A 24112-nucleotide genomic window follows, 5' to 3' on the forward strand; every position below is an offset into this window, starting at 1 on the left:
ATCATAAAATTAGAATAGTTTGTAAGTTTTGTGTATTAACTCATTGTTGCATATAAAAAAAGCAAACCGAAGTTTGCTTTTGATTAAAAATTTAATAAATATTATTCGTCATCATCATAGTCGTCATCAGAAACAGGTGCATCTTCTAATGAAACATCAAAAATAAGAATAGCTTTACCATCTGTTTGGATCATGCCTTGATCTTCTAAGGTTTTAAGTACACGACCAACCATTTCACGTGAACAACCCACAATACGACCAATTTCTTGACGAGTAATACGAATTTGACGACCATTTGGCAAAATCATTGCTTCTGGCTGTGAAGATAAGTCGATTAAACAACGTGCAATACGGCCAGACACATCGATAAATGCAAGATCTGTCATTTTACGGGTCGTATTTTTTAGACGGCGAACGAGCTGTGCAAAAACAGCATAACTTAAGTCTGGATATTGTTTGCTAAGTTCGTGGAAGTTGTCATAAGAAATTTCTGCAATTTCACAGACATCACGAGTACGAACTTCAGCTGTACGTTGAGGGTTCGGTTCGAAAAGCCCCATTTCCCCAAAGAAGTCGCCCGGATTCAAATATGCAACAACAATTTCACGTTCATCATCTTCACGTAAAATAATTGAAACTGAGCCTTTTAAAATTAAATATAAAGATTTCGACTCTGTTCCGGCATCAACAATTGTGGTTCGTTTTGGATATCTGTTGATGTGAGCACGTTTTAACAATGCTTTAACGGATTCAGGTAGTTGCCCCGGGGATAAAGCATCTGTGCTGAGTTGTGAAAAATTTGAAGTCATGCTTAATATGTTCCGAATAGGGTAAACAATTCACACAAGCCCGAGATGAGCTATTACACAGAAGAGATGAAATTCCTTATCAACTCATTTTATGTTAGTGTACAAAACAAGGGTCTGTTGACATTTCACAGATGGTTGCGACATAAGACAATTCTTTTAGACGTTACCAAGCAAGAGCTATGAAATTTAGCCATTCTAAATAAATAGATCTTAACAATGGAACGTACAAAATAACATGGTCTTGCACTATGCCTGCACTGCTTAAATTGCAGCTCAGATTATGGCTGAAATTTCACAAACTATCATAACAAAACTGGACAAAGGATAGCCATTGTCTGGGTTTTGCATCTTATTTGGATTAATTTTTAGCTCTAAAGCAATCCATAGATGAAATGTCAACAGACCCTGCTTAAATTTATAATTTTTTTTAGGTAGTTGCAATGCAAACAAGTGTACATTGGCTAGAGAATGTTGCTTTTGAAGCGAAATCAGATAGTGGGCATAGTGTCATCATGGACGGCTCACCTGAGTATGGTGGTGAAAACCGTGGTCCACGTCCTATGGAGTTGCTATTAATGGGACTTGGTGGGTGTGCTTCGTTTGATATTGTGACCATTTTAAAGAAATCTCGTCAAGATGTGACGAATGTTGTGTGTAATTTAAAAGCTGAGCGCGCTGACGCAATTCCGGCTGTTTTTACTAAAATCCACTTACACTTCGTGGTAACAGGTAAAGCTGTAAAAGAAAAACAGGTTGCAAAAGCGGTTGAATTATCTGCCGAAAAATATTGTTCAGCGAGTAAAATGCTTTCAGATGGTGGTGTTGAAATTACCCATGACTTCGAAATTATTGAAGCTGAATAAGGTGTTTTTTTGATAGGTAGAAAAAAGAAGCTGACATTAGAGTTGGCTTTTTTATTGTCAAAAATAACTAAAAAATAAGAGGAGAAATGAAAGTGAATATTCGTGCTGCTAAATGGGAAGATACTCAGGCAATTTGTAATTTACTTAAACAGATGGGGTACCCACAACCACTCGCTCTTATCCAAGAAAAATTTGAAATATTACATAGCGATCCTAAATCACAAATTTTGATTGCTGAAGAAGAGAATAAAATTTGTGGCTTTTTATCCCTTTATTTTATTCCACAAATCGCCTTAAAAGGTGACTTTGCCAAAGTGTGCTATTTATGTGTTGATGAAAATATACGAAGTAAAGGTGTTGGACATTTACTTTTGCAGCAGGCTGAGCAATTGGCAAGACAACGTGGTTGTGATCGAATGGAACTGCATTCAGGCGAACAACGGACATTGGCGCATCAATTTTACTTACGAGAAGGGTATGTCGATGCGCCAAAATATTTTCGGAAAGCTTTAAATTAGCGGGCAGTACCTAAAAACAATTGCGGATCTACTCGTGCATTATTGAGACTCATACCCCAATGTAAATGGGGGCCCGTAACACGTCCAGTTTTACCGACTAAACCTAAAGTTTCTCCTTGGCGAATATGTTGGCCTTTCTCTACTTTAATTGCACTTAAATGGCAAAACATACTGATTAAGCCTTGCCCGTGATCAATCAATACAGTTTGACCATTAAAAAAATAAGATCCGGTTTGAATTACAACACCATCTGCTGGAGCAACTACTTTTTGTCCCACTGGTGCAGGGATATCTAAACCTGAGTGGGGCGCGCGCTCTTCGCCATTAAAGAAGCGTTTTCGCCCAAAAGAGTTACTGAATTTCCCCGAAGTGGGGCGTATAAATTTTGGCAAGGCTTGCCATGTGCTCTGTGTAAATGAGCTATACACATCATTTTGTTCTTTCGCTTCTTGAGCGTAACGGTCTAACTGACTTTGGTTGGGGTTCACATAGTCTTGGTTAGTAACTTTAATCCGTTGCTCAGCATAAGGATAGGATTTAATTTCTATTTGAATAGGGGCTTTATTGGTATCGAGCTGAACACTGCCGAGTGGAGTAGATAATGGAATACCAAGTACAGCATAACGCTGATGACCTTCCTGACTGATTAAAACTGGCTTTTGTTGAAAGGTGACCCGAGTAATATCACTAGTTAAGGGAATAACTGCGATTCCGCCAGCTCTTCGAGAGTCTTGAGGGAGCTCGGCAAAGCAGTAAAAAGGTATTGATGTAAAAAGCAAAGTAGAAATGAGTTTTTTTATTAACATAGCAACAATAATTTTATAAGAGAATATTCGAGATTATATCAGTAAGTTTTAATTAAGAGTTATTTTAATTTTTTTAACAATTGAATTCTAATTTTATTTATTACTTTATTTTAATAATTGATTGTTTGTTTATCCTTGTTTTTGTGATTTTATTTATCTTATATTTTAAATTTTCTAAACTTAACTTTTTATTTTTATTATTTATTAATTCTTACTGTTTTTCTTTGATTTTAAATATCTTGTTATTTTAATTTTTATTGTCAATAATGATTTTTTGGTTAAATTTATAATCAAAATTTTAATTATTATATAAATATTTTAAAGGACTTTAATATAATGTTAAATATATCTTATGAAGATCGTTTTACTGAAATATGGAAATATATGCAACGTGGGTTGGTTTATCCTGCCCCTCATGCAACTTTTAGTACGGTTTGGCTTAACACAGAAATTACACGTGAAAAAATCAAGCAATTAATGATAGCTGTGCGTCAAGAGGTCCATAATAATCCGGCACTTTCCAGTAAAAATACAACTTTGTCGATTGGTGTATCTTTTGATAACTGGGATGCAATTTGTAAAAAAGATGGTTTATCACGACCAAAAGGAATGCAATTACATTATCCAGAAGAAAAAAATCCAAATATCTCAAAAGTTTTTACTGATTCTAATGAAAGTTTTAAAAACTCGAATGGTGATATTTGGCTGCATGTGAAAAGTGATGATGCTAATGCATGTACAGTATTACAGGAATATATTAAGAAATTTTTAGGTTCAGATATCAAAGGAATAAATGAACAGTATACTGCTTCACAATCTAAAACTGGTCGTAATGGTAAGGTTCTAGGTTGTCGTTTTTCTGAGAACTTAAATAACCCGTCTGATCCAATTTCACTGGCAAAGCATACTTTAATTGGTGCAGAAGATATTGAGCACTTTGGTGGCTCATACGTTTTATCCCAAAGGTTTCTGATTAACTGGGATCAAATCAACATGATGTCAGAAGACCAAATTGAAGATTTGATTGGACGTAAAACTGACGACACAATTATTCCAGACCGTGATAGCCGTTCGCACATTAAAGCTTCTCGTGTGCAAGATGAAAATGGAAATACTACACCAGTTCTGCGTTTAGGTTTGCCGTTTGGTCGTGCTAAGTCAAATTCAAGTTTTAGAGTGCCAAAATCGGTAACTAAAGCAGATGAAGAAGGAATTTATTTTGCTGGTTTTGCAAAAACTGCTGCCATTTTAGAAGAAGTGATGGCAAGCCAGATTGGACCAAGAAAAGATTCTAGGGAAGATTCCGAGCAAGATTCCGAGCAAGATTCCAAGCAAGCTGTCCTCAAAGGCTTCATGAATGACCGTCTATTCAATAATCTTCACTCGGACTTAGGAGGTATTTTCTATATTCCGAGTTTAAAAGACTTGCTATTAGATAATGCTCCAGAATATCTAAATAATTTCAATTATCTGAAAGACAAAGACAAAGACAAAGACAAAGACAAAGACAAAGACAAAGACAAAGACAAAGACAAAGACAAAGACAAAGACAAAGACAAAGACAAAGACATGGACTGGAATTTATTCCCAGGTATGGACTGGACGCGTTTTGATCGACATTATACGAACAGTTCTGATAATGGTTTGATGTATTACAACCATAGTAATTATCTCTTTAATATGGCGACTCGGCTAAATCATCATAGTGATTTTTTTCAGCCACCTTCTAATCGTATTTTAAGTCTACTTGAGAATACATTTTCTTTGTGGCAAGACAACTGGTATTTCAACCGTAAACAAGAAGAGATTGAGCACGGGATAGATTATTACATTGATGAGTTTAACATCAGTGATAAGCCTGAAAATATTATGGGTTTATCTATTATGTTGCGTAAAGGTTGGGCTATTCGATTAAGCTTACAGTTATTTTCATCAGAAAATTATGGTTTCCGTGGAAGGAAAATTGTATTAAAAAATGGTGAAATGATTCCATATTCGAATAGACGTGAATGTGATGGTCAGGTCATTTATGGATCAGATACCTATCGCATCATGCCTGATGAAATTATTGTAGGAGCCATGCCAAACCTGACCTTGGGTGAAGGTCGCTATGTCATGAAGTATTTATCTGAGGAAGAACGTATTCAGGGCTTTTTGCGTAACTTAAGTGAAGCATCGGGTGTTGGACATGTTATTCCGAATTATAAAAAAGCACTAGATTTAGGTTTGGCTGGTCTACAACTAGAAATTGCTAAACATGCAAGCAATGCACAGACTCCAGAGAAAAAAGATTTTTATGAAGCTTCTAGATTGGCGCTAACCGGTATTTCTGAATATTTTTTAAATTACTCAAAGCTCGCATTTAAAGTCGCAGGGCAAATGCAAGACGGGCAACAATTTGAAAAACAGAACTTAAATGCGATTGGTCATCGAATGGAAAAGTTGTCGAAAGATAAACCAGAGACATTTATTGAAGCAGTTCAATTTATTTTTACATTGCATAGCTGTTTGCATTTAAATGGTGAACCAACAGCATTTGGACGCATGGATCAACTGTTACAACCTTTCTTGGACAACCATTCAGCTACGCCTGAACAAGCACAAGAAATTATTGATGCTTTCTATATCAAGCTAGATGAAAAAGTACAACAAAACCGTATTTTCATGGAAGACCATCAGCCTTTTGGTAATCTCGCGATGGGTGGCAGTTCAGGGCCTTATCCTCAAGGTGCATCTTTGGGACAATGGATTCAACAGATTACAGTTGGTGGTACAGTCGCTGATGGTGAAGAAGACTTTTCTAAAACCAAACCAGCTTACAATGAGGTCACAAAATTATTTATTCGTGCATCAGGCCGGTTACCGTTAAATGCACCGTGTTTGTCTCTACGCACTCGCAAGGATATTCCTGAAGAAATTTTAGAAGTGGCTGCACATGCAATTTTATCTGGCGGTGCTCATCCAATTTTATTAAATGATGAAAAACTCATTCCTAGTCTTCATAAAAGTGGAAATGGTGTAGGGGGAGATACACTCACTAATTTGCCAAATTGGAATTCTAAAGTCGATATTCGTTCAGCTCAAAATTATGCTTGTGATGGTTGTTATGAACCTCAGTTCCCTGGCGAAAACTGGTTTTCTTTAGGTGGATTCTCGACATTACAGCCTTTGGAGTGTGCACTAAATCAGGGTAAAACAATTTCAAGTGCGGGACAAAGTTATCTGTTTGGGCAAACTGTTTCATTAAATACGAAACCTGCTGATCAGATTGATAGTTTTGAAGAATTATTAGAGTTATACAAGCAACATTTTGAATTGCTTAATCGCAAGGCATTTAATGGGCAAATTCTAGGCTACGGTGCCAATACGGATATTTGCCCATCTCCAATTCTAAATGTCTTGATGGATGACTGCTTGGCTAAAGGGCAAGATTTTTATAGTGGTGGTGCTAAATATAATATTTATGGACCATGTTATATCTCGCTCAGTAATACAATTAACTCGTTGTATGCCATTAAGGCGATGGTTTTTGACCCGTTAACCGCAGTTACTACATTACCTGAACTATTAGAGTGTCTGTGCTGTGACTGGGGATATAAAATGACTGAGCCATTTATTAGTAATTTAGCTGGTCATGCTCGTATTGCTGCGCAAGCTGATCGTTATAAGCGTTTACGTGAAATTGCTTTGGCACAACCACGTTATGGACGAGGAAACTCTGAAGTTGATGAACTAGGCGATGAGATTGTTAAAATGATTGCTGAGATATCAGTCAAGACATTTACTCATCCATGGCCACAATTCGCACAAAGCCTTAAAAATTTGGCTGAACGCTATGGTTCAAAAGAGCATCCGTTTGGTATACAGATTCAACCGGGTGTGGGAACTTTTGAAAATCATGTGGAGATGGGGGCATGGAATGGTGCGAGTGCTGATGGTCGCCGTTTAGGTACGACAGTAGCTTCTGATCTAAGTCCATCACCAAGTCCTGCAGATTTGGCAATTGATCATCAAAAAGTTGAGTTTAGCCGTGCTTTACAAGGCTTTGATGGTATTGGCACAGACTTAATGGCTGATGGAGCACCTACAGATTTTAATATTCGTGAAGACTTTGGTGTTAAAGATTTGATTGGTATTTTAAAACAGTTCAGCCAAGGTAGTTCATCTAATATTTTAACAATAACTGTGGCTAACCCAGAAACATTTAGTGAAGCTGTAACATCACCTGAGCAGTATAATTTGTTACGAGTACGTACTGGTGGTTGGTCAAACTTCTTTACATCTGTTTTCCCAATCATTCAGGAACAGCATCAGCGTCGTCCAATCTCTACGCCAGATATTCCAAAAGAAAAAACAGAGCAAGCTAAATGTCCATTCCATCAATAGCATAATTAATTAGTTATTTTGAAATAAGGTAGTCTTTCAGACGAAGGGCTCCCTTTAATATTTTAAAATTTAACAGTGATAACTATTAAACATAGTGCAGCTTTAAAATTGCTACTTGTTATAAAAATTCAGATGAAAATATCGTTTTTTCGTTCTCTCTTAAAAATTATACAAAATATACTTGAAATAGATCATTCATAAACCCATATTATAATGGAGTTTTACTCATTGTTGTTTTAATAACATTATGAAAAATATATAAAAATTTATTTGAAATCCGAAAAAGTGTTCCCATTTATTAGACAAGTACAAATTTGTTGTGAGGAATAACAAGAATGCGTTTTGAAAAATTTACAAACCGCTTGCAGCAAGCCCTTTCGGATGCTCAATCTTTAGCGATGGGTAAAGACCATACCGCGATCGCAGGTATTCATATTTTGTCTACCCTATTAGAAGAGCCATCAAATATTAGTTTGTTGCAACAAGCAGGTGCACGGTTACCTGAACTTAAACAAAAGCTTGAGCAAGCTATAAAAGATGCTCCGACCATTGCTAATCCGACTGGAGATGTCAATTTAAACCCTGAAGCCGTTAAAGCGCTTAATCTGGCAGATAGATATGCGCAAAAAGCAGGCGATGAATTTTTGTCAACTGACTGGGTCCTATTAGGCCTAGCAGAGACAGGCGAAACTAAAAATATTTTAAGTGCCGTAGGTGTAACTCCCGACAGCTTACGTAAAGTTATTGAACATATTCGAGGTAGTGACAAAGTCATGAGTAATAATCACGAAGATCAACGTGACTCACTTAATAAATATACGATTGATTTAACTGAGCGTGCTTTAGCGGGAAAACTTGATCCGGTTATTGGGCGTGATGATGAAATCCGCCGTACTATTCAGGTCTTATCACGTCGTACAAAAAACAACCCTGTACTCATTGGTGAGCCGGGTGTTGGTAAAACCGCTATTGTTGAAGGTTTGGCGCAGCGTATTGTAAATGGTGAAGTACCAGAAGGTTTAAAAAGCAAACGAGTTTTATCATTAGATTTAGGTTCATTACTGGCTGGTGCTAAATATCGTGGCGAGTTTGAAGAACGTTTAAAAGCTGTTTTAAAAGATTTGGCTAAACACGAAGGCGAAATCATCCTGTTTATTGACGAACTACATACGCTTGTAGGCGCAGGTAAGGGTGATGGCGCAATGGATGCAGGGAACATGTTAAAACCTGCATTGGCGCGCGGTGAGTTGCGCTGTGTGGGTGCAACAACCTTAGATGAGTATCGCCAATATATTGAAAAAGATGCAGCTTTAGAACGTCGCTTCCAAAAAGTATTGGTTGATGAGCCAAGTGTTGAAGATACCATTGCGATTTTGCGTGGTCTAAAAGAGAAATATGCCACTCACCATGGTGTGCAAATTTTAGACTCGGCGATTATTGCAGCGGCAAAAATGTCTCATCGCTATATTACAGATCGTCAATTACCAGACAAAGCAATTGACTTGATTGATGAAGCTGCTTCTCGTATTAAGATGGAAATTGACTCTAAACCAGAAGCACTTGATAAGCTCGACCGTCGTTTAATCCAGTTGAAAATGCAATTGGAAGCTGTAAAAAAAGATGAAGATGTAGGCAGTAAAGCCGAAGTCGCTCACCTTGAAAAACAGATTGCTGAAGTCGAGAAAGAATACAACGATCTTGAAGAAATCTGGAAATCTGAGAAGACTCTTGTAGAAGGCACTAAACAAGCTCAGGTTGAACTTGATAAAGCGCGTATTGCTTTTGAAAAGGCTCAGCGTGAGGGTGATTTGGCTGAAGCAGCGCGGTTACAGTATGGTGTAATTCCAGAGCTTCAAAAACAACTTGAGCAAGATGAAGTTGCAGAAGAGAACGAAGAGCCAAAACTTATTCGTACTAAAGTAACTGAAAATGAAATTGCTGAAGTCGTGAGTGCAGCAACAGGAATTCCAGTTGCTAAAATGCTGCAAGGCGAGCGTGAAAAACTACTCAATATGGAAGGTTTTTTACATGACCGCGTTGTAGGGCAAGATGAAGCCGTTGTAGCCGTTTCGAATGCAGTTCGTCGTTCACGCGCAGGGTTATCTGATCCGAATCGTCCAAGTGGTTCATTCTTATTCTTGGGTCCAACAGGTGTTGGTAAAACCGAGTTAACAAAAGCACTGGCGAACTTCTTGTTTGACAGTGATGACGCCATGATTCGTATCGACATGAGTGAATTCATGGAGAAACATTCGGTTAGCCGTTTGGTGGGTGCACCTCCGGGTTATGTGGGTTATGAAGAAGGCGGTGTTTTAACTGAAGCTGTTCGCCGTAAACCATATAGTGTGGTGTTGTTTGATGAGGTTGAAAAAGCCCATCCTGATGTATTCAATATCCTGCTACAAGTGTTGGATGACGGACGCTTAACAGACTCACAAGGCCGAGTAGTCGACTTTAAAAACACGGTTATTGTCATGACATCGAACTTGGGTTCACAAGATGTACGTGAGCTAGGTGAGGGGGCAACTGACGATGAAGTGCGTACCATTGTAATGAATGCGGTAAGTCAGCATTTCCGTCCGGAATTTATTAACCGGATTGATGAGCTTGTGATTTTCCATTCACTCAAGAAAGCACAAATTCGAGGCATTGCCGATATTCAGTTGGATCGATTACGTTCACGACTTGTTGATCGTGATATGAGTTTAACGGTAGATGATACTGCTTTTGATTTATTGATTGATGCTGGTTTCGACCCTGTATATGGCGCGCGCCCATTAAAACGTGCGATTCAACAACAGATTGAAAACACATTAGCTCAAAAAATCTTGTCGGGTGATTTTGTCGCAGGTGATACCATTTTAGTTAAAGGTGAAAATGGGCACTTAGTCTTCGATAAAATGAAACTCAGCTAAGCTTTTTCTGCTAAAACCGAAAAGAGAATATGGAAACATATTCTCTTTTTTTATGGTGAAGCTGTTTATGTTGTTGATGTGAGTAAAGCAACTAAGGCATCTGAAACTTTCTGAGTTAATGTTTTTAATTTTTGTTCAGGGTGGCCAGATAAAAAATAGTGGTAATGATAAATACGCTCTTGATAAGAAATGCAAATGAAAAAAGTACCTACAGGTTTTTCTGCGGTTTCACTTCCTCCAGATTTTAATAGACCAGTACAACTTACAATAAGATCGGCTTGTGGAAATAACTGTTGACCCAGTTTGCACATTTCCTCAGTAACTTGTGGTGACTCTGCTGTGTAGGTTTCTATTAACTTTGAGTCGATATTTAAAATACTAACTTTAATGCTAGGGTCATAACTCACTAAACCACCAAGTAAAATGTCTGCACCGCTATTTTTATGAATGGAAAATTGGCTAGTTAAATAACCCGAACTGGCACTCTCAATAAAGGCAATTTTGAGTTGACGAGTTTCTAATATTTGGCAGCAGTGCTGAAGCATTATTTCACCTCGAATGGTGTTTATTTATAAATAAAATCAATTTACAGATAAATTATAAAATCACAGTAAGTGATTTAAGGATGTGGTTCAAGTCTGAGATAACAATCTATAAAACTACTGGAATATTCACAAAATACTCGTGAAAAAATTCAGGTTTTAAAATGATCAATGTTAATTGTCGGGAAGTTTGTTTATAACATTGCGACATGCTTAAAAAATTGTTAATTTTGTTCGATATAACAAACAATAACAATTTTAGGATGAATGAAATGAACAATAAACAAGGGTATATGCTGGGAATTTTGAGCGGTGTATCTGTATTATTATCAAATACATGGGCAGCTCAACCAATGTCAGAAAGTGCGCTTGCAACCCAAACAGGAGCGATAACTACGTCTTTACCCGTCATTATTGCAAAAGCTCAGGACGATGCAAAAAAACCTGCGATAGAACAACAACAAGTACGTCAGGCGTTAGGAGATAACTATTTACAGCAAGTTCGATGGGGTGCGCTTAGAACTAGCGTACTTTCCCCTTATCAAGAACAAAAACAAAATCGTGTTGTTGATAGTAAAGAAAAGAAGAGGTTAGAAATGATTGCGCTACCGGAAAGAGCAGACCGATTTACCAAATATGATTTTGAGTCAAAAAATGTTCATGGCGAGGTTATTATTACCGTGAAGTAATAATAACCTCTAGTTTCATTAATATTGATCTAGAGCAGGGTGCTGAATTTTCCACGCACGGTGGATTTTTTGATTACGTTTAAAATCAAGGCCAATTGTTTCAGAAGTGATTTCTTCAACCTGAAAAATAGCTTCAATTTCTTCGTCCATTTCAAAACCACGATAGTTATTCGAGAAATAGAGCGTGCCTTCACTGTGCAAACGGTTCATTGCACGTTTGATCAGTGAGATATGGTCACGTTGTACATCGAATGTCCCATAGAATTTTTTTGAGTTTGAGAATGTTGGTGGGTCAATAAAAATAAGATCGTATTGTTCATGACCTTCTTTCAACCACTCAAAACAGTCGCTGGCAAAGAACATGTGTTGTTCATCTGCATGATCTACAGTTAAGCCATTTAAAACGAAGTTTTCTTTTGACCAGTTTAAGTAAGTGTTAGATAAATCTACACTTGTCGTACTTGCAGCACCGCCAAGTGCAGCATGTAAGCTTGCAGTAGACGTATAACTATATAAGTTCAAGAAGTGTTTACCACGTGCTTCTTGAGCAATACGTAAACGCATTTGACGGTGGTCAAGGAATAAACCTGTATCAAGGTAATCAGTCAGGTTAACCAAAATTTTAGCTTTACCTTCTTGCACGATAAAACGTTTTGAAGCTGTACTTTGTTTCGTATATTGAGTTGTACCAGTTTGGCGTGCACGTGTCTTAATAAAGATGGCATCGCGGTTTAAACCAGTAACAGCACGAATTGCAGCAAGCGCTAAATTAAAACGTTTTTTAGCTTTTTCTGGATCGATTGTTTTTGGTGGAGCGTATTCCTGAACGTGTAAACGGTCACCATATAAGTCAACAGCGACATTAAAGTCAGGTAAGTCGGCATCATATAAACGTAAGCAATAAATATTTTCTTTAGTTGCCCATTTTTTCAGGGCTGTCATATTTTTTTGCAAACGGTTAGCGAAGTCTTGTGCTTCTTCCATTTCAATAGGTTGGGCTTGCCAAGTCGCTAAAAATGGCTGACTCACTTTTTCTGGTTTGATTACACCGAAACGAATATAAATTGGCAACTTACCATTCATTAAACGTAAAGTTTCAGGTGCTTCAAATGCTAAAACATCGGATTGTTCAATTTGAGCTGCAATAATTGCTGCATATTGATTTGGGAAATGTTTTTGTAAAAGTGCTGATAAACCTAGATATAGAGAACGGTTTGAAGCTTTTTCACCTAAACGTTCACCATAAGGTGGGTTAGTCACAATAAATGCAGTTTTACCTTCAGCAGCAAAATCTGGCCAGTCAGCTAAAGTACGCTCTTCGATTTGAATCTGACCTAATAAATTTTCAAAGCCTGCCGCAATAATATTTTCACGGGTTGCTTTAATTGCTTCCCAGTCTGCATCGTAGGCATAAAATTTAGGTAAAGGTAATTCAAGTGCTTTTTCGTGGCGTTCTGCTGCCTCTGCTTTAAGTGAAAGCCAAAGGTCGCGATCATGACCATGCCAGCCATTAAATCCAAAACGGCGAACAAGTCCTGGTGCACGGTCAGTTAAAATCATTAAAGCTTCAATGATGAATGTGCCTGAACCACACATTGGGTCAAGCACAATCTCTGGATTACGCTGTTTGAGCTGAGCTTTTTGTAAAATTGCCGCAGCAAGGTTTTCTTTAATTGGTGCATCCGTCATAAAACGACGGTAGCCACGTTTATGGAGCGAATCACCTGATAAATCTAGACAGTAGGTATGTTCAGTTTTACCTGCCAAAGCATATATCGTAATTTCTGGTTGTTTGGTGTCAATGCTAGGGCGACGACCTACAGCTTCCATAAAGGAATCAACAACGCCATCTTTTACACGCAGTGTGGCAAATTGCGAATTGACCATGATTTCACGTTCGGCATGTAAGCGGATTGCGAAAGTACTTTGTGGTGCAAAAATAAGTGACCAATCAAAGCTCATCGCGCCTTCATAGAGCTCTTCTGCTACATCACGTGCATCATGCGTAAATTCAAGTTCATAAGTATGAATAGGAAGTAAAACACGAGAAGCGAGACGAGACCACATACAGATGCGGTAAGCTTGTTCAAGCGTCCCTTCAATGATTAAACGTCCTGCTTTACGTTCTGTCACTTTGGTGCCAAGTTGTTCTATTTCTTCTTGTAAGAGGGGTTCTAAACCATCAGCACAAGTAATCCAATAGTGGTTTAAACGTAAAGAGGTATTCATAAACTCGATTGACCAAAACATATAAATATTAACGATGCAAAGTTTAACGTATTTTGATGTCTAAAGGTTTTTAAATTATTGCAACCTATCATTTTGCAACCAATAAACTGATTTTTAATGAGTAATACCTTGAAATTGGTATGTATTTTGCTAGATCAATACTATCGATGGTTATTTATTTAACAGACATAGTCGGTTTTTAACCATTTTTATAATTTTAATGGATGGGGACGTTATAAATGAAAGACATGATCGGGAATGGTTTTACCACTAATGCAGATGCTTTCTCTGTGGCTACACAAATATATGTACGTATGCGTAGGGTGACTGGGCGGGTAATAGATGCAATGTACGTGATTCAAAATAAAGATTATGCAAAATATGTAATTACGGTAGCGTTAGAAACAGAGGATGACGAATTAAAACGATGCGTTGAGCGATTAAGATCGTTGGTTGACACACTGCCAGAGCCTTCTCAAAAAGAAAAACTTGCTGATGTTAAAGTCGATGAAGATTCAGAAATCACCGCCGAAGACATTTATCGGGCACAAGTTCCACATCATTATATAGGTGCATTGAGATAGTCCAGATCACGGTCCTAAATTTTCTGGTCAATTTAGGGCCTTATTCTGTAAAGTTCTTCTGCGAAAAGAGCGGAATTCAGCTACACTATGCACGTTTTCGCGATTCGACCCATAGGAATCCATTATGCATATTGCAGCGTTGCATCAACCGAGCCAGGTTCAGCTCAATCAAGACGGAAATTTAAAACATTTTTTAACGATTGAGGGACTTTCAAAAGAAAACCTCACTAAGATTTTAGATACCGCACAAAGCTTTTTAGATGATAATAATAATTTAATTAACCGTCCGCTCTTAGAGGGATTGACGGTTATGAATCTTTTCTTTGAAAATTCCACCCGTACTCGCACTACTTTTGAAGCAGCAGCAAAACGTTTGTCTGCAAATGTACTGAATATTGATATTGCACGTTCAAGTACATCAAAAGGTGAAACGCTACGAGATACGCTCTGGAACCTTGAAGCAATGGCTGCTGATATTTTTGTTGTACGCCATTCATCTTCGGGCGCTGCACATTTCATTGCTAAAGATGTGTGTCCAAAGGTCGCAATTATTAATGCAGGAGATGGACGTCATGCCCATCCAACGCAAGCGATGCTCGATATGCTTACCATTCGCCGTGAAACAAAGAAACCGTTTGAAGAGTTGAGTGTTGCCATTATTGGTGACATTAAACACTCTCGTGTAGCACGTTCGGATGTTGCAGCATTACAAACACTAGGATGTAAAGATATTCGTGTGATTGCACCGAATACATTATTACCAGTGGGCTTTTCAGAATATGGCGAGCATGTCCGCTTGTTTAATAACATGGATGCTGGGATCGCAGACTGTGATGTGATTATTGCTCTACGTATTCAAAATGAGCGTATTGACTCTCCAGCATTATCTTCACAGTCTGAATTTTACAGAATGTATGGCTTAAACAAAGAGCGTCTTGGTTTGGCTAAACCTGATTGCATCGTGATGCATCCGGGGCCAATGAATCGTGGTGTAGAAATTGACTCAAGTGTGGCGGATGGAGACCAGTCGGTTATTCTGAAACAAGTAACCAACGGTATTGCAGTTCGTATGGCTGTGTTGGCGTTGTCAATGCAAGGCCAACTCCAAGAACAAGGCTTAATTGAAGCGATTACGTTGTAAGGAATGGATCACATGAGTATTGTAAAAATTGAAAATGTACGTGTGTTAGACCCAATCCAGAAAACAGACAACGTACAAACTGTATATATTCAAAATGGCAAGCTGGTTGCTCCAGTAGAGCAAGTTGAACAAACCATTGATGGTCAAGGCAAATGGTTAATGCCAACCATGGTTGATTTGTGCGCGCGTTTACGTGAGCCTGGTCAACAGCAACATGGGACACTTAAATCTGAAGGGAAGGCGGCACGTGCTAATGGTATTTTGCATGTGATTACTCCGCCAGATTCAAAACCGATTGTACAAGACAACGGCGCGCTTATTCATGGCTTGATTGAAAAGGCATGGCTTGATGGCGGCATTCACATGCATATTATCGGTGCTCAAACCCAAGGTCTAAATGGTAAACAACCTGCAAATATGGCCGGTCTTAAAAAGGGTGGTTGTACTGCTGTTTCAAATGCCAACGCCGCTTTTGAAAATGATGATGTGGTTATTCGTACTTTGGAATATGCAGCGGGTCTTGGCTTAACGGTTGTGTTCTATGCTGAAGAACCACAGATTGCTAAAGATGGATGTACACACGAAGGCTTTATTGCTTCTCGCCAAGGTCTGCCGATGATTCCGGCACTTGCTGAAACTGTAGCGATTGCAAAATATTTGCTTATGATTGAAGCAACTGGCGTAAAAGCTCACTTTGGTTTGTTGTCTTGTGGTGCATCGGTTGAGCTAATTCGTGCAGCAAAAGCAAAAGGCTTACCTGTGACTGCCGATGTTGCAATGCACCAGTTACATTTAACTGAACATTTAACAGACGGTTTCAATTCACTTGCACACGTTCGCCCACCATTGCGTTCTGAGCAAGATAAAGAAATTTTACGTCAAGGCTTAAAAGAGGGCGTAATTGATGCAATTTGTACGCACCATGAGCCTTTAAGCAGTTCGGCAAAAATGGCGCCATTTGCTGAAACTCAGCCGGGCATTACAGCTTTTGATACCTATGTGTCGTTAGGGATTCAACTGATTAATGAAGGTTTATTCGAACCTCTAGAATGGGTTGCTAAAGTAACCAGCGTGCCAGCGCAGGTTGCGAATATGACCGCGCGTTGGGAAAATGAAGCAGGATGGGTATTGATAGATCCTGCTTTTAGTTGGACAGTAAGCAAAGACACAATTTTATCGCAAGGGAAAAATACCCCATTACTGGGTCAAAACCTAACGGGTAAAGTGCTTGAAACTTTTGCTAACTGATAAAGTACTTAGTTAAAGTAAATTTAAAATATAAACAGGTAGATCAATAAGATCTACCTGTTTTGTAAATACTAGATGGAAAATTGTATATAAATTATATAAAAAACAATAAAAGATTCTAGGCAGATTAGAATAAAAAACTATCAGCAAAGAAGAACTATTTGAATAATCAAAAGTTGCTGGTTACGACGTATAAATTCGGGAGAATAACCAATGTCGATAAACCCTATAGAATTGCTTAAAGAAAAAGTATCTTCAATATTATTAGATGAACAGGATGGATACCTAGGCGAAAAATCGAATGCTTTATCTAAGTTTTATCCAATTTTACTTTCATTATTAGCTGCTAAACCTGATCTTATTGGACAATTGAAAAATAGTCTGGCTCCATCGTTATCCGATCTTTTTTCTCATAATGATCAAATCAAGAATACTGTGCTTACTCATTTAAGCGGCACAGCACCAAATAATGAAATTGAAAGCACACTTAACAGTGCAATTAAACCGAGTCTTACTGCAATTTCAGATGTTGCTGGAAATGACCAGCAAAGTATTGTGAATTACTTGCGCCAGCATGCAGATACTATTCGTTCATATTTACCAGCATGGGCAGTGGGTCTATTGGCGCCTTTAGGTATTGGAGCAGGTTTATCTTCGGTTCCACACTCAACTTCAACAGCTCCACCATTAGCTGCAGCCAGTGAAAAAACAGGTAAGTCTCGTGGATTTTTGCCCATTATTGCTCTAATTATTCTCGGTCTTATCATTGCGTGGTTATGGCGTTCTTGTCAGCATAAAGAAGCTGTACCAGCACCAGAACCATCGGCTGCAAGTGGTGTTGAAGCCGCTGCTGCACCAGCTAGTTTAACTTTAAGTACAGATGATAAAGGAGCAGTGAGTCAGTGTCAGGCTGGGATTGGCGACCAAGGCTTCTTGGCAACTCTACAAACAAACGTTAAAAAGGTTTTTTCGACAACTCAAGATTGTAATGTGGATACAAGCCAAACTTATGCAGCTTCATTTACAGACAAAGATGCACTTGCTGGTGTGCTTGGTGCATTAAAAGGCGTACCAAATGCATCTTTAGAGTGGGTGGGTGATAAAATTACTTTGAAAGCAGCTGATGCAGCAGCATTAGAAGCTTTAACTGCAAAAGTAAAAGCATTGGTACCACATACTGAGGTTGTAGCCGCAGCGCCAGTAACAGCTGAACAATCTGTGAGCAATAGCTTAAGTGCTTCGCAAACTGCTCTAGGCTCAATTGACCCGAACAATGTCGATGTCAACGCTTTGGTGAAAGCACTCAATTTGCAAATTATTAATTTTGCGAGTGGTTCAAGTGAAATCCCTGCGGATAACAAAGCTATTCTTGATCAAGCTGTAACACTTTTAAATAAAGTGTCTGGAGTGAAATTAAATGTTGGCGGCCATACAGACTCAACTGGTAATGCAGCTTCAAATAAAGCTTTGTCTCAACGCCGTGCTCAAGCTGTAGTAGACTATTTAACATCTAAAGGTGTAGATGCTTCTAAATTAGTTGCACAAGGCCATGGTTCTGATCAACCAGTTGCTGAAAATACAACTGATGAAGGACGTTTCAAAAACCGTCGCATCGAGTTCTCAGTAGCTCAATAATGAAATAATTTATGAAAAATTATTGATTTTATTCATTTTGATTTGAAAAAAGCTTCTCATTTTGAGAAGCTTTTTTTATAGAGATAAATATTGTTGGGTTAATATGAAAATCAGTTTGATAGGAAGTGGACGAGTTGCCTTTCATTTGGCACAGGCTTTATTGGCTCAAGGTCATAACATCGTACAAGTCTATGCACGTGATTTTGATAAAACCCAAAAATTTGCAGAGAAAATTCAAGCTAAAGCATGTCAGTCTTTACAGCAATTTCAGCCAGTTGATTTAATTATTCTGGCAGTTTCGGATAGTGCAATTGCAGAGCTTGTAAAACAGGTTCATGAATTATTTCCTGAAACTCTTATGGTTCACACCTCGGGTAGTACAGATATTGAAGTCATCAGTCATGTGCATGATAAAGCAGGGGTGTTTTATCCATTACAAACATTTAGCCTTGAAAGAGATGTTGACTGGACTGTAACGCCGTTGTTTGTTGAAGCAGTAGCAGATGTCGATCAGAAACTACTTTTAGATTTGGCAAATAGCCTAAGCAAACGAGTATATCAATATACCTCAAAGCAGCGTCTAACTTTACATCTAGCAGCCGTATTTGCCTGTAATTTTAGTAATTATTGTTTTGATATGGCAAAGCAGATAGTGGATGCAGAGCAGGTGGACTTTAGTTTGCTTTATCCATTAATTGTGGAAACAGCAAAAAAAGCCACTGAAAATGATCCAATGCAAATGCAAACAGGGCCTGCAATGCGAGGGGATCAAAATATCTTAGCAATGCATCAAAACCTATTAGCTCAAGCAGAACGAGATGATTTAAAAGACATATATCAACTTTTAAGTGATGGCATCTTAAAACGCCATCACTCGGCTTAATGTTTGTTTAAAAATCAAGGTTCACCGTTATTTCCCCATTTTAAGAAGCCCGCACGTTGATTTAAACGTTCAAAATATTGGTCGACGTGCTTAAGTGTTGGATGGACAAAAGGAGTGGCCTTCCAGCGTTGTACAGACAGGCCAATTGGAATATCGGCTAAGCTAAATTGTGAACCTGCAACATAGGCTTGAGTTTTTGCAAGTTGTTGATCAAGAATCTGCATATGACGATTCCAGTTATCAATTCCTTGTTGTAATAAGTTTGGGTCTTGATGATCTGGTGAATGTCTCAGCAGAGACATAATGGTATAAGTCCAACTGTTATTCAATTCGATCGCTTGCCAATCAAGCCACTGGTCTACAAAAAATCTTTCTTTTGCTTGAGTAGGGTAAATCAGGTGCTCTTTATCATAAGCATTTGCTAGATAACGGATAATACTATTGGATTGCCAAAGGACTAAATCGCCATCTAAAACAACAGGAATTTGCCCATTTGGGTTTAATTCTAAAAATTCAGGAGATTGGGCAGAACGAACGCCTCTTCCCCAATCTTCTCTTTCATATTCAAGATTTAATTCTTCACAGAGCCATAAGACTTTACGAACATTAATTGAGTTATCACGCCCTAAAATTTTTAACATGTTGTTTTCTGACTTTTCGTGAGATTAAGTAAATTGAATGTAATACAAATTCTTTAGTTATTTAAGATTTAATAATAAAAAAGATCAGAGAAATATAATGGCTATAGAAGCTTAATTTTTTCATATTATCTATTCTGTTAAGATGGAAAATGTACAGACAGTTTTGTATAGTTGGTGTTAAAATAATGTATTGAAAATGAAAATATAAATTCTGAATGTATCTTAATTTTACGGTTATTGATCAAGAGAAGATCATTGGGAATGGCGTAATCCAAGCATGCCAAGTCGGCGAGTCATTTTCTCCAACTTAAATTACACTGTTTTGTATGAGAATTTAAAATAGTATTAGATAGAGAAAAATATTTTATATGTTTAATTTATTATTAATGGGGCTTTCAATTTTTTTTGGATTTTTTTTAATCTTATGGTTAATTTTTAAATTTCTTCTTCTTGTGGTTAAGAATATCTATACAAAGTATATTTTTCTAGGACTATCCTTAATTTTACTTTTAATTTGGGGTGGCTATTTTATTGTAAAAAATTATGAACAAAGAAAAATAGAGAAAAATTTTTGTTTGCAAGCGAAAAGTTTTAATACAAATCAATTGTATGAAAGAGCGATGACAAGTTATTTTCAGAGTTATAAGGATGATATCATTTTTAAAAAATCGAAAGATAAAGTAGATGATAATGAAAAAAGTGATAATGCTACTTATAATCTATTTGTTTTAAAAAAAATATTCGTAATCTTGATGATTTGCAAAATGCTTTTAAAAGTCAAATTGAAAATCCATATAATACAATTAATTCTAAAGTTACTGTAGGAAAAAGAGGAAATAAAATACTTGATGAGGATTTGGTATTAGATGGTATTTCTCATGGTAGTGTTGTAGTTTTAACAGGATTTTCAAAAATACGAGACAATATTGATGTAAATAATAAAAATCTTTATCAGCAACTTAATAATAAAAATAGTTTTTTATTAACACTTTCGTCAGGTGGTGATGCCAATCTGCAAAACTTTTATCCATATAACTGCTGTAGTATTATTAATTATGATAATTTAATTAATAATAAGGAGGTTAAGCATCTTTCTAAGCAAAAAATAACTAACTATTATTTAATTGTTTCTTATTATAGATATAAAATTAATACATTTATTAAGGACATGAAATATATGCCACCTAAAGAAGTTTATATTGAATCTCAGGCACATCCTATTGATGAATGTGGAAGGGTTTATTTTAATGTTTACCTTCCTGTAGAAAGATTGAGTGTTAATTGAAGTTGGATTAGGCTAAATAATAATATGTGATATTGTTTATATTAAAAATATGAATTATTGTCTTTATATTAGTTTTAAAGTTTTGATTAATTGTGAAAGGTGAAGGTTGTTTTGGCTTGAATTATATGATTTCGTATAGTGTTTTAATTAGCTTTTTGGCTTATTTAAAAGTCAAACTATCTACTTGAGTTTGAATGGGGATTAAAATGAAGAAATATAAAATATTTTTTTTGCTATATTGATGTTTTTCGTAATATTTGATTTTATTAATAATAAATATCACGAATATGTAATGAATAAAAATAAAGAAAAAGGATTTTGTACAAGTGAGAATAAATATCTTACTGATGAAGAAAAGTTAATAAATTTAAAAGCAGATTTTTTGGCTATAGAAATGGAACATTGGATTAGAGATGGTCGTGAAGGATTTAATGTGGATGATCATGTAATGTATGTTTCTAAATTTAATTTTAATGATAAAGAGGAAATTATTAAAGTGATAAGTACTGCAAAAATAGATAAAACATTTGAAGAGAATATGGATGTTGTAGCAGTAGCAACAATGCAGGATTATTATAATAATAAAAATTGTAAAAAATATAAAAGAAAATGCAAAGATTTAAGCGAAAATAAGAATAATTTAAAAAGTTTGTGGACAAAAGATAATAGTGTGGATATTGGTTATTTGAAAAGTTTGCCAATGAATTATTCTATAATAATTTTAGGTGGAGTGATTTATCCACTTTCAAGTTTGAAGAAAATAAGTAATAGAAATTATAGTGTAGAAGCATATTCATTTAACAAGCTTTGTTGTGATAATAAAGAAATTCTTAAAGCGATTAAAGCAACAGATTTAAAAATAGTAGGGAATATGAAAAGAATGAAAGAAGGTGAAAAATTATATAGCACCAAAGAACCCCAACTAAATTTAGATCAAATTAGCGGTGAAGATATTGATGCTGTTTATATTATGAAGTTATATGAAAATTTAGCACTTAATGAGCCAGAACAAATCCAAAGATATGGGGTACGTATGAGTGTGGCTTCTCTAAGAAAAGATATATATCCATTTGTGAGGAGAATATTGGTAACTGCATGTGGCACTATTTCAGAAGAAGAGCAAGTATTTAACTCTAGTGAAACTCAAAGTGGTGAAGATATCTCATTAAGAAAAAGAAATAAATTATATTAATTAGATTTTTGCTATTTTATAATTTTAATACTATTTAGAAGTTTTGATAATTTTAGAGATTAACTAATGTCATATCTAAAGAAAAATTTATTGTTTATGTACTTTTTATTTTTAGGAGGATGTATGAATAAAGAAAAAGCCAATATACCTCAAGAGGGGGATGTTGTTATATGGAAACAAAATAATAATTTAGTTGTTAAAGCAAAATTAGGAGAACGTAGAATACATATTTCTGATCAATTTGATTCAGAGTTTTATCGCCCAGAAAGAGAACATTATTTAGGCCAGTTTCCAATAAGTTATATACCTGAAAAATTTGCTTCAATCACTCAAAAAGAGATAGATAGTTTACCAATGCCTGATTCAAATCGGCAATTGCAATTTAATCTAGTTTTAAGAAACTCAAGTTTTGAGGCTACAGATGGGTATATACCGGATCATAAAGATCAAGTGCGAGTTAAGATTGAAGGTCTAACTATAGATATGCGAGAGCAGAAATTAGATACTCATAAAATAATGCTAAATAACTTTAATTCTAAATATGTAAATCTTAAATCAAAGTTTAAAAAAAATGGTTTGGATTGTTATAAAAGAAATATATCTGATAAAGCTTTTTTTTGTTATGGATATTCAAAAAATAAAGATGTTACTGGGGTTTTTTTAGATGTATTAGCATCGGAAAATACTAGTGATAATCATTTTATTCAAATTTATGGAAATAGTTATGAACCTAATAAATATGGGGGAATATGGGTTCAATGGGAAACAAATTTAAATAATTGGGAAGAGTGGCAAGAGATTGATAATGCAATTTGGCGCTTATTGGATGTCTGGAACGTGGCTCCTTTTAGAAGTTAAGTCAAAAAATACTAGAAAATGAATATGTTGATAATTAACTTAAATTATTAATATATATGTAATTTAAAAATATATTGAGGTATATGATTTACGCTAATTTAAAAAGGCATTATATACTAATATTTAATGCCTTCATTTTTGTCTCTAATAGTTAAATTTTACTTAATCTTTTTAAAGATAAAGTCATTAATCTTATGACCTGACTCAATACCACGACGTTCGAACTTAGTGACTGGGCGCCAATCTGGACGAGGGTAGCTATTACCTTTACCTGCCAAGTTTTCAAGGTCTGGACGGTTGTCTAATACATCTAACATCCATTCAGCATACGGTTCCCAATCTGTTGCAGCATGGAATGTACCGCCAAGCTCAAGCTTTTGTTCAACCAATGGCATACGCTCATGGGCAACAAAACGACGTTTGAAATGACGTTTCTTTTGCCAAGGGTCTGGGAAGTAAAGTTGTACGCAGTTAATGCTGTTGTCTGGCATTTCACGTAAAACCTGAATTGCATCTGCATCAAGTACACGTAAGTTTTTAACTTCTGCTATACCTGCTTCATACAAGCATTGAGCAATACCAGGTACATGCACTTCAATACCCACATAGTTACGTTCAGGATTTGCTTTTGCCATAAGTACTAACGAACGACCCATACCAAAACCGATTTCAACAGTTAATGGACGCTCTGGGTGTTCGAAGTGTTGACGTAAGTCGCCAACAGGATATTCCAAAATTAAATCGCGATGTTGTTCTAATGCCGTGCGTTGAGACGTATTAAGTGGTGCTGAACGACGCATAAACGTCACAATTTCACGGTGTTCAGGCAAATTGTCTAAGTCTGCAATTTGCGTTTCTAACTGATCGATCGACATAACCTTGGCAATA

The 24112-nt window shown here is 36.5% G+C and carries 19 protein-coding genes and 1 pseudogene; 14 read left to right on the forward strand and 6 right to left on the reverse strand.

Annotated elements, in window-relative coordinates; translation table 11 throughout:
* Positions 1-101 precede the first annotated feature (101 nt).
* Positions 102-809 carry a cAMP-activated global transcriptional regulator CRP gene (gene crp / locus ACPF64_RS10045; RefSeq protein WP_005041938.1) on the reverse strand — a complete coding sequence of 236 codons (708 nt, stop codon included), beginning with the start codon at positions 807-809 and terminating at the stop codon, positions 102-104.
* Positions 810-1074: 265 nt separating this feature from the next.
* Here crp and ACPF64_RS10050 point away from each other — a divergent pair.
* The 3 genes and pseudogenes from ACPF64_RS10050 (at position 1075) to ACPF64_RS10060 (ending at position 2190) form a co-directional block, all read left to right on the forward strand.
* Positions 1075-1171: pseudogene (locus ACPF64_RS10050) on the forward strand (hypothetical protein).
* 78 nt (positions 1172-1249) lie between these two features.
* Positions 1250-1672: an OsmC family protein gene (locus ACPF64_RS10055; protein WP_004642007.1), complete on the forward strand. Its 423-nt coding sequence runs from the start codon at positions 1250-1252 to the stop codon at positions 1670-1672.
* Positions 1673-1764: 92 nt separating this feature from the next.
* A complete protein-coding gene (locus ACPF64_RS10060; RefSeq protein WP_426453003.1) occupies positions 1765-2190 on the forward strand; it encodes a GNAT family N-acetyltransferase in 426 nt (141 codons plus the stop codon).
* On the opposite strand, the gene ACPF64_RS10065 is transcribed toward ACPF64_RS10060, so the two are convergent.
* Complete coding sequence (locus ACPF64_RS10065) at positions 2187-2996, reverse strand: peptidoglycan DD-metalloendopeptidase family protein (RefSeq protein WP_151744471.1); 810 nt, start codon at positions 2994-2996, stop codon at positions 2187-2189. The genes ACPF64_RS10060 and ACPF64_RS10065 overlap by 4 nt on opposite strands.
* Positions 2997-3332: 336 nt before the next feature.
* On the opposite strand from ACPF64_RS10065, the gene ACPF64_RS10070 reads away from it, so the two are divergent.
* Together ACPF64_RS10070 and clpB are read left to right on the forward strand one after the other, a co-directional pair.
* Complete coding sequence (locus ACPF64_RS10070) at positions 3333-7382, forward strand: Dyp-type peroxidase (RefSeq protein WP_426453006.1); 4050 nt, start codon at positions 3333-3335, stop codon at positions 7380-7382.
* Positions 7383-7717: 335 nt separating this feature from the next.
* A complete protein-coding gene (gene clpB, locus ACPF64_RS10075) occupies positions 7718-10297 on the forward strand; it encodes an ATP-dependent chaperone ClpB (protein ID WP_017389110.1) in 2580 nt (859 codons plus the stop codon).
* Between the two features lie 65 nt (positions 10298-10362).
* Here the strand turns inward: clpB and ACPF64_RS10080 are convergent, their stop codons facing one another.
* Positions 10363-10842, reverse strand: a complete 480-nt coding sequence (locus ACPF64_RS10080; RefSeq protein WP_426453008.1) for a CinA family protein — start codon at positions 10840-10842, stop codon at positions 10363-10365.
* A 269-nt stretch (positions 10843-11111) separates the two neighbouring features.
* Here ACPF64_RS10080 and ACPF64_RS10085 point away from each other — a divergent pair, with 269 nt between their 5' ends.
* The gene (locus ACPF64_RS10085) at positions 11112-11528 is read left to right on the forward strand and encodes a hypothetical protein (RefSeq protein ID WP_426453010.1); all 417 of its coding nucleotides are present in this window, start codon (positions 11112-11114) and stop codon (positions 11526-11528) included.
* 18 nt (positions 11529-11546) lie between these two features.
* On the opposite strand, the gene rlmKL is transcribed toward ACPF64_RS10085, so the two are convergent.
* Positions 11547-13757 carry a bifunctional 23S rRNA (guanine(2069)-N(7))-methyltransferase RlmK/23S rRNA (guanine(2445)-N(2))-methyltransferase RlmL gene (gene rlmKL / locus ACPF64_RS10090; protein ID WP_426453012.1) on the reverse strand — a complete coding sequence of 737 codons (2211 nt, stop codon included), beginning with the start codon at positions 13755-13757 and terminating at the stop codon, positions 11547-11549.
* A gap of 239 nt (positions 13758-13996) precedes the next feature.
* Here rlmKL and ACPF64_RS10095 point away from each other — a divergent pair, with 239 nt between their 5' ends.
* The 5 genes from ACPF64_RS10095 to ACPF64_RS10115 all read left to right on the forward strand — a co-directional run bounded on the left by ACPF64_RS10095 (position 13997) and on the right by ACPF64_RS10115 (position 19248).
* Positions 13997-14341 carry a hypothetical protein gene (locus ACPF64_RS10095; protein ID WP_426453014.1) on the forward strand — a complete coding sequence of 115 codons (345 nt, stop codon included), beginning with the start codon at positions 13997-13999 and terminating at the stop codon, positions 14339-14341.
* 124 nt (positions 14342-14465) lie between these two features.
* A complete protein-coding gene (locus tag ACPF64_RS10100; RefSeq protein WP_003652674.1) occupies positions 14466-15482 on the forward strand; it encodes an aspartate carbamoyltransferase catalytic subunit in 1017 nt (338 codons plus the stop codon).
* A 12-nt stretch (positions 15483-15494) separates the two neighbouring features.
* Positions 15495-16730, forward strand: coding sequence for a dihydroorotase (locus ACPF64_RS10105; RefSeq protein ID WP_426453017.1), 1236 nt, complete (start codon positions 15495-15497; stop codon positions 16728-16730).
* 213 nt (positions 16731-16943) lie between these two features.
* Complete coding sequence (locus ACPF64_RS10110) at positions 16944-18365, forward strand: OmpA family protein (protein WP_426453019.1); 1422 nt, start codon at positions 16944-16946, stop codon at positions 18363-18365.
* A 103-nt stretch (positions 18366-18468) separates the two neighbouring features.
* Complete coding sequence (locus tag ACPF64_RS10115; RefSeq protein WP_426453021.1) at positions 18469-19248, forward strand: Rossmann-like and DUF2520 domain-containing protein; 780 nt, start codon at positions 18469-18471, stop codon at positions 19246-19248.
* Positions 19249-19262: 14 nt separating this feature from the next.
* Here ACPF64_RS10115 and ACPF64_RS10120 read toward each other — a convergent pair whose 3' ends face one another.
* Entirely contained in the window at positions 19263-19889 is a 627-nt protein-coding gene (locus tag ACPF64_RS10120) for a glutathione S-transferase family protein (RefSeq protein WP_426453023.1), read from the reverse strand.
* 757 nt (positions 19890-20646) lie between these two features.
* Here ACPF64_RS10120 and ACPF64_RS10125 point away from each other — a divergent pair.
* The 3 genes from ACPF64_RS10125 to ACPF64_RS10135 all read left to right on the forward strand — a co-directional run bounded on the left by ACPF64_RS10125 (position 20647) and on the right by ACPF64_RS10135 (position 23224).
* A complete protein-coding gene (locus ACPF64_RS10125) occupies positions 20647-21174 on the forward strand; it encodes a hypothetical protein (RefSeq protein ID WP_426453025.1) in 528 nt (175 codons plus the stop codon).
* A 292-nt stretch (positions 21175-21466) separates the two neighbouring features.
* The gene (locus tag ACPF64_RS10130; RefSeq protein ID WP_426453027.1) at positions 21467-22366 is read left to right on the forward strand and encodes a hypothetical protein; all 900 of its coding nucleotides are present in this window, start codon (positions 21467-21469) and stop codon (positions 22364-22366) included.
* 123 nt (positions 22367-22489) lie between these two features.
* On the forward strand, positions 22490-23224 hold the full coding sequence (locus tag ACPF64_RS10135; protein WP_426453029.1) for a hypothetical protein: 735 nt from the start codon (positions 22490-22492) through the stop codon (positions 23222-23224).
* Positions 23225-23382: 158 nt separating this feature from the next.
* Here the strand turns inward: ACPF64_RS10135 and trmB are convergent, their stop codons facing one another.
* Positions 23383-24099 (reverse strand): tRNA (guanosine(46)-N7)-methyltransferase TrmB, encoded by a 717-nt coding sequence (gene trmB, locus ACPF64_RS10140; protein ID WP_004642023.1) that lies wholly within the window; start codon positions 24097-24099, stop codon positions 23383-23385.
* Positions 24100-24112: the final 13 nt, after the last annotated feature.

This window comes from Acinetobacter sp. KB005 (assembly GCF_049949095.1).
In the GTDB taxonomy this organism is placed as follows: domain Bacteria; phylum Pseudomonadota; class Gammaproteobacteria; order Pseudomonadales; family Moraxellaceae; genus Acinetobacter; species Acinetobacter calcoaceticus.

Bases quoted from the DNA above. Each gene is read 5' to 3' on its own strand.
- crp (WP_005041938.1), bottom strand. From the start codon at position 809: ATGACTTCAAATTTTTCACAACTCAGCACAGATGCTTTATCCCCGGGG.
- ACPF64_RS10055 (WP_004642007.1), top strand. From the start codon at position 1,250: ATGCAAACAAGTGTACATTGGCTAGAGAATGTTGCTTTTGAAGCGAAA.
- ACPF64_RS10065 (WP_151744471.1), bottom strand. From the start codon at position 2,996: ATGTTAATAAAAAAACTCATTTCTACTTTGCTTTTTACATCAATACCT.
- ACPF64_RS10070 (WP_426453006.1), top strand. From the start codon at position 3,333: ATGTTAAATATATCTTATGAAGATCGTTTTACTGAAATATGGAAATAT.
- clpB (WP_017389110.1), top strand. From the start codon at position 7,718: ATGCGTTTTGAAAAATTTACAAACCGCTTGCAGCAAGCCCTTTCGGAT.
- ACPF64_RS10080 (WP_426453008.1), bottom strand. From the start codon at position 10,842: ATGCTTCAGCACTGCTGCCAAATATTAGAAACTCGTCAACTCAAAATT.
- ACPF64_RS10085 (WP_426453010.1), top strand. From the start codon at position 11,112: ATGAACAATAAACAAGGGTATATGCTGGGAATTTTGAGCGGTGTATCT.
- rlmKL (WP_426453012.1), bottom strand. From the start codon at position 13,757: ATGAATACCTCTTTACGTTTAAACCACTATTGGATTACTTGTGCTGAT.
- ACPF64_RS10095 (WP_426453014.1), top strand. From the start codon at position 13,997: ATGAAAGACATGATCGGGAATGGTTTTACCACTAATGCAGATGCTTTC.
- ACPF64_RS10100 (WP_003652674.1), top strand. From the start codon at position 14,466: ATGCATATTGCAGCGTTGCATCAACCGAGCCAGGTTCAGCTCAATCAA.
- ACPF64_RS10105 (WP_426453017.1), top strand. From the start codon at position 15,495: ATGAGTATTGTAAAAATTGAAAATGTACGTGTGTTAGACCCAATCCAG.
- ACPF64_RS10110 (WP_426453019.1), top strand. From the start codon at position 16,944: ATGTCGATAAACCCTATAGAATTGCTTAAAGAAAAAGTATCTTCAATA.
- ACPF64_RS10115 (WP_426453021.1), top strand. From the start codon at position 18,469: ATGAAAATCAGTTTGATAGGAAGTGGACGAGTTGCCTTTCATTTGGCA.
- ACPF64_RS10120 (WP_426453023.1), bottom strand. From the start codon at position 19,889: ATGTTAAAAATTTTAGGGCGTGATAACTCAATTAATGTTCGTAAAGTC.
- ACPF64_RS10130 (WP_426453027.1), top strand. From the start codon at position 21,467: ATGAATAAAAATAAAGAAAAAGGATTTTGTACAAGTGAGAATAAATAT.
- ACPF64_RS10135 (WP_426453029.1), top strand. From the start codon at position 22,490: ATGAATAAAGAAAAAGCCAATATACCTCAAGAGGGGGATGTTGTTATA.
- trmB (WP_004642023.1), bottom strand. From the start codon at position 24,099: ATGTCGATCGATCAGTTAGAAACGCAAATTGCAGACTTAGACAATTTG.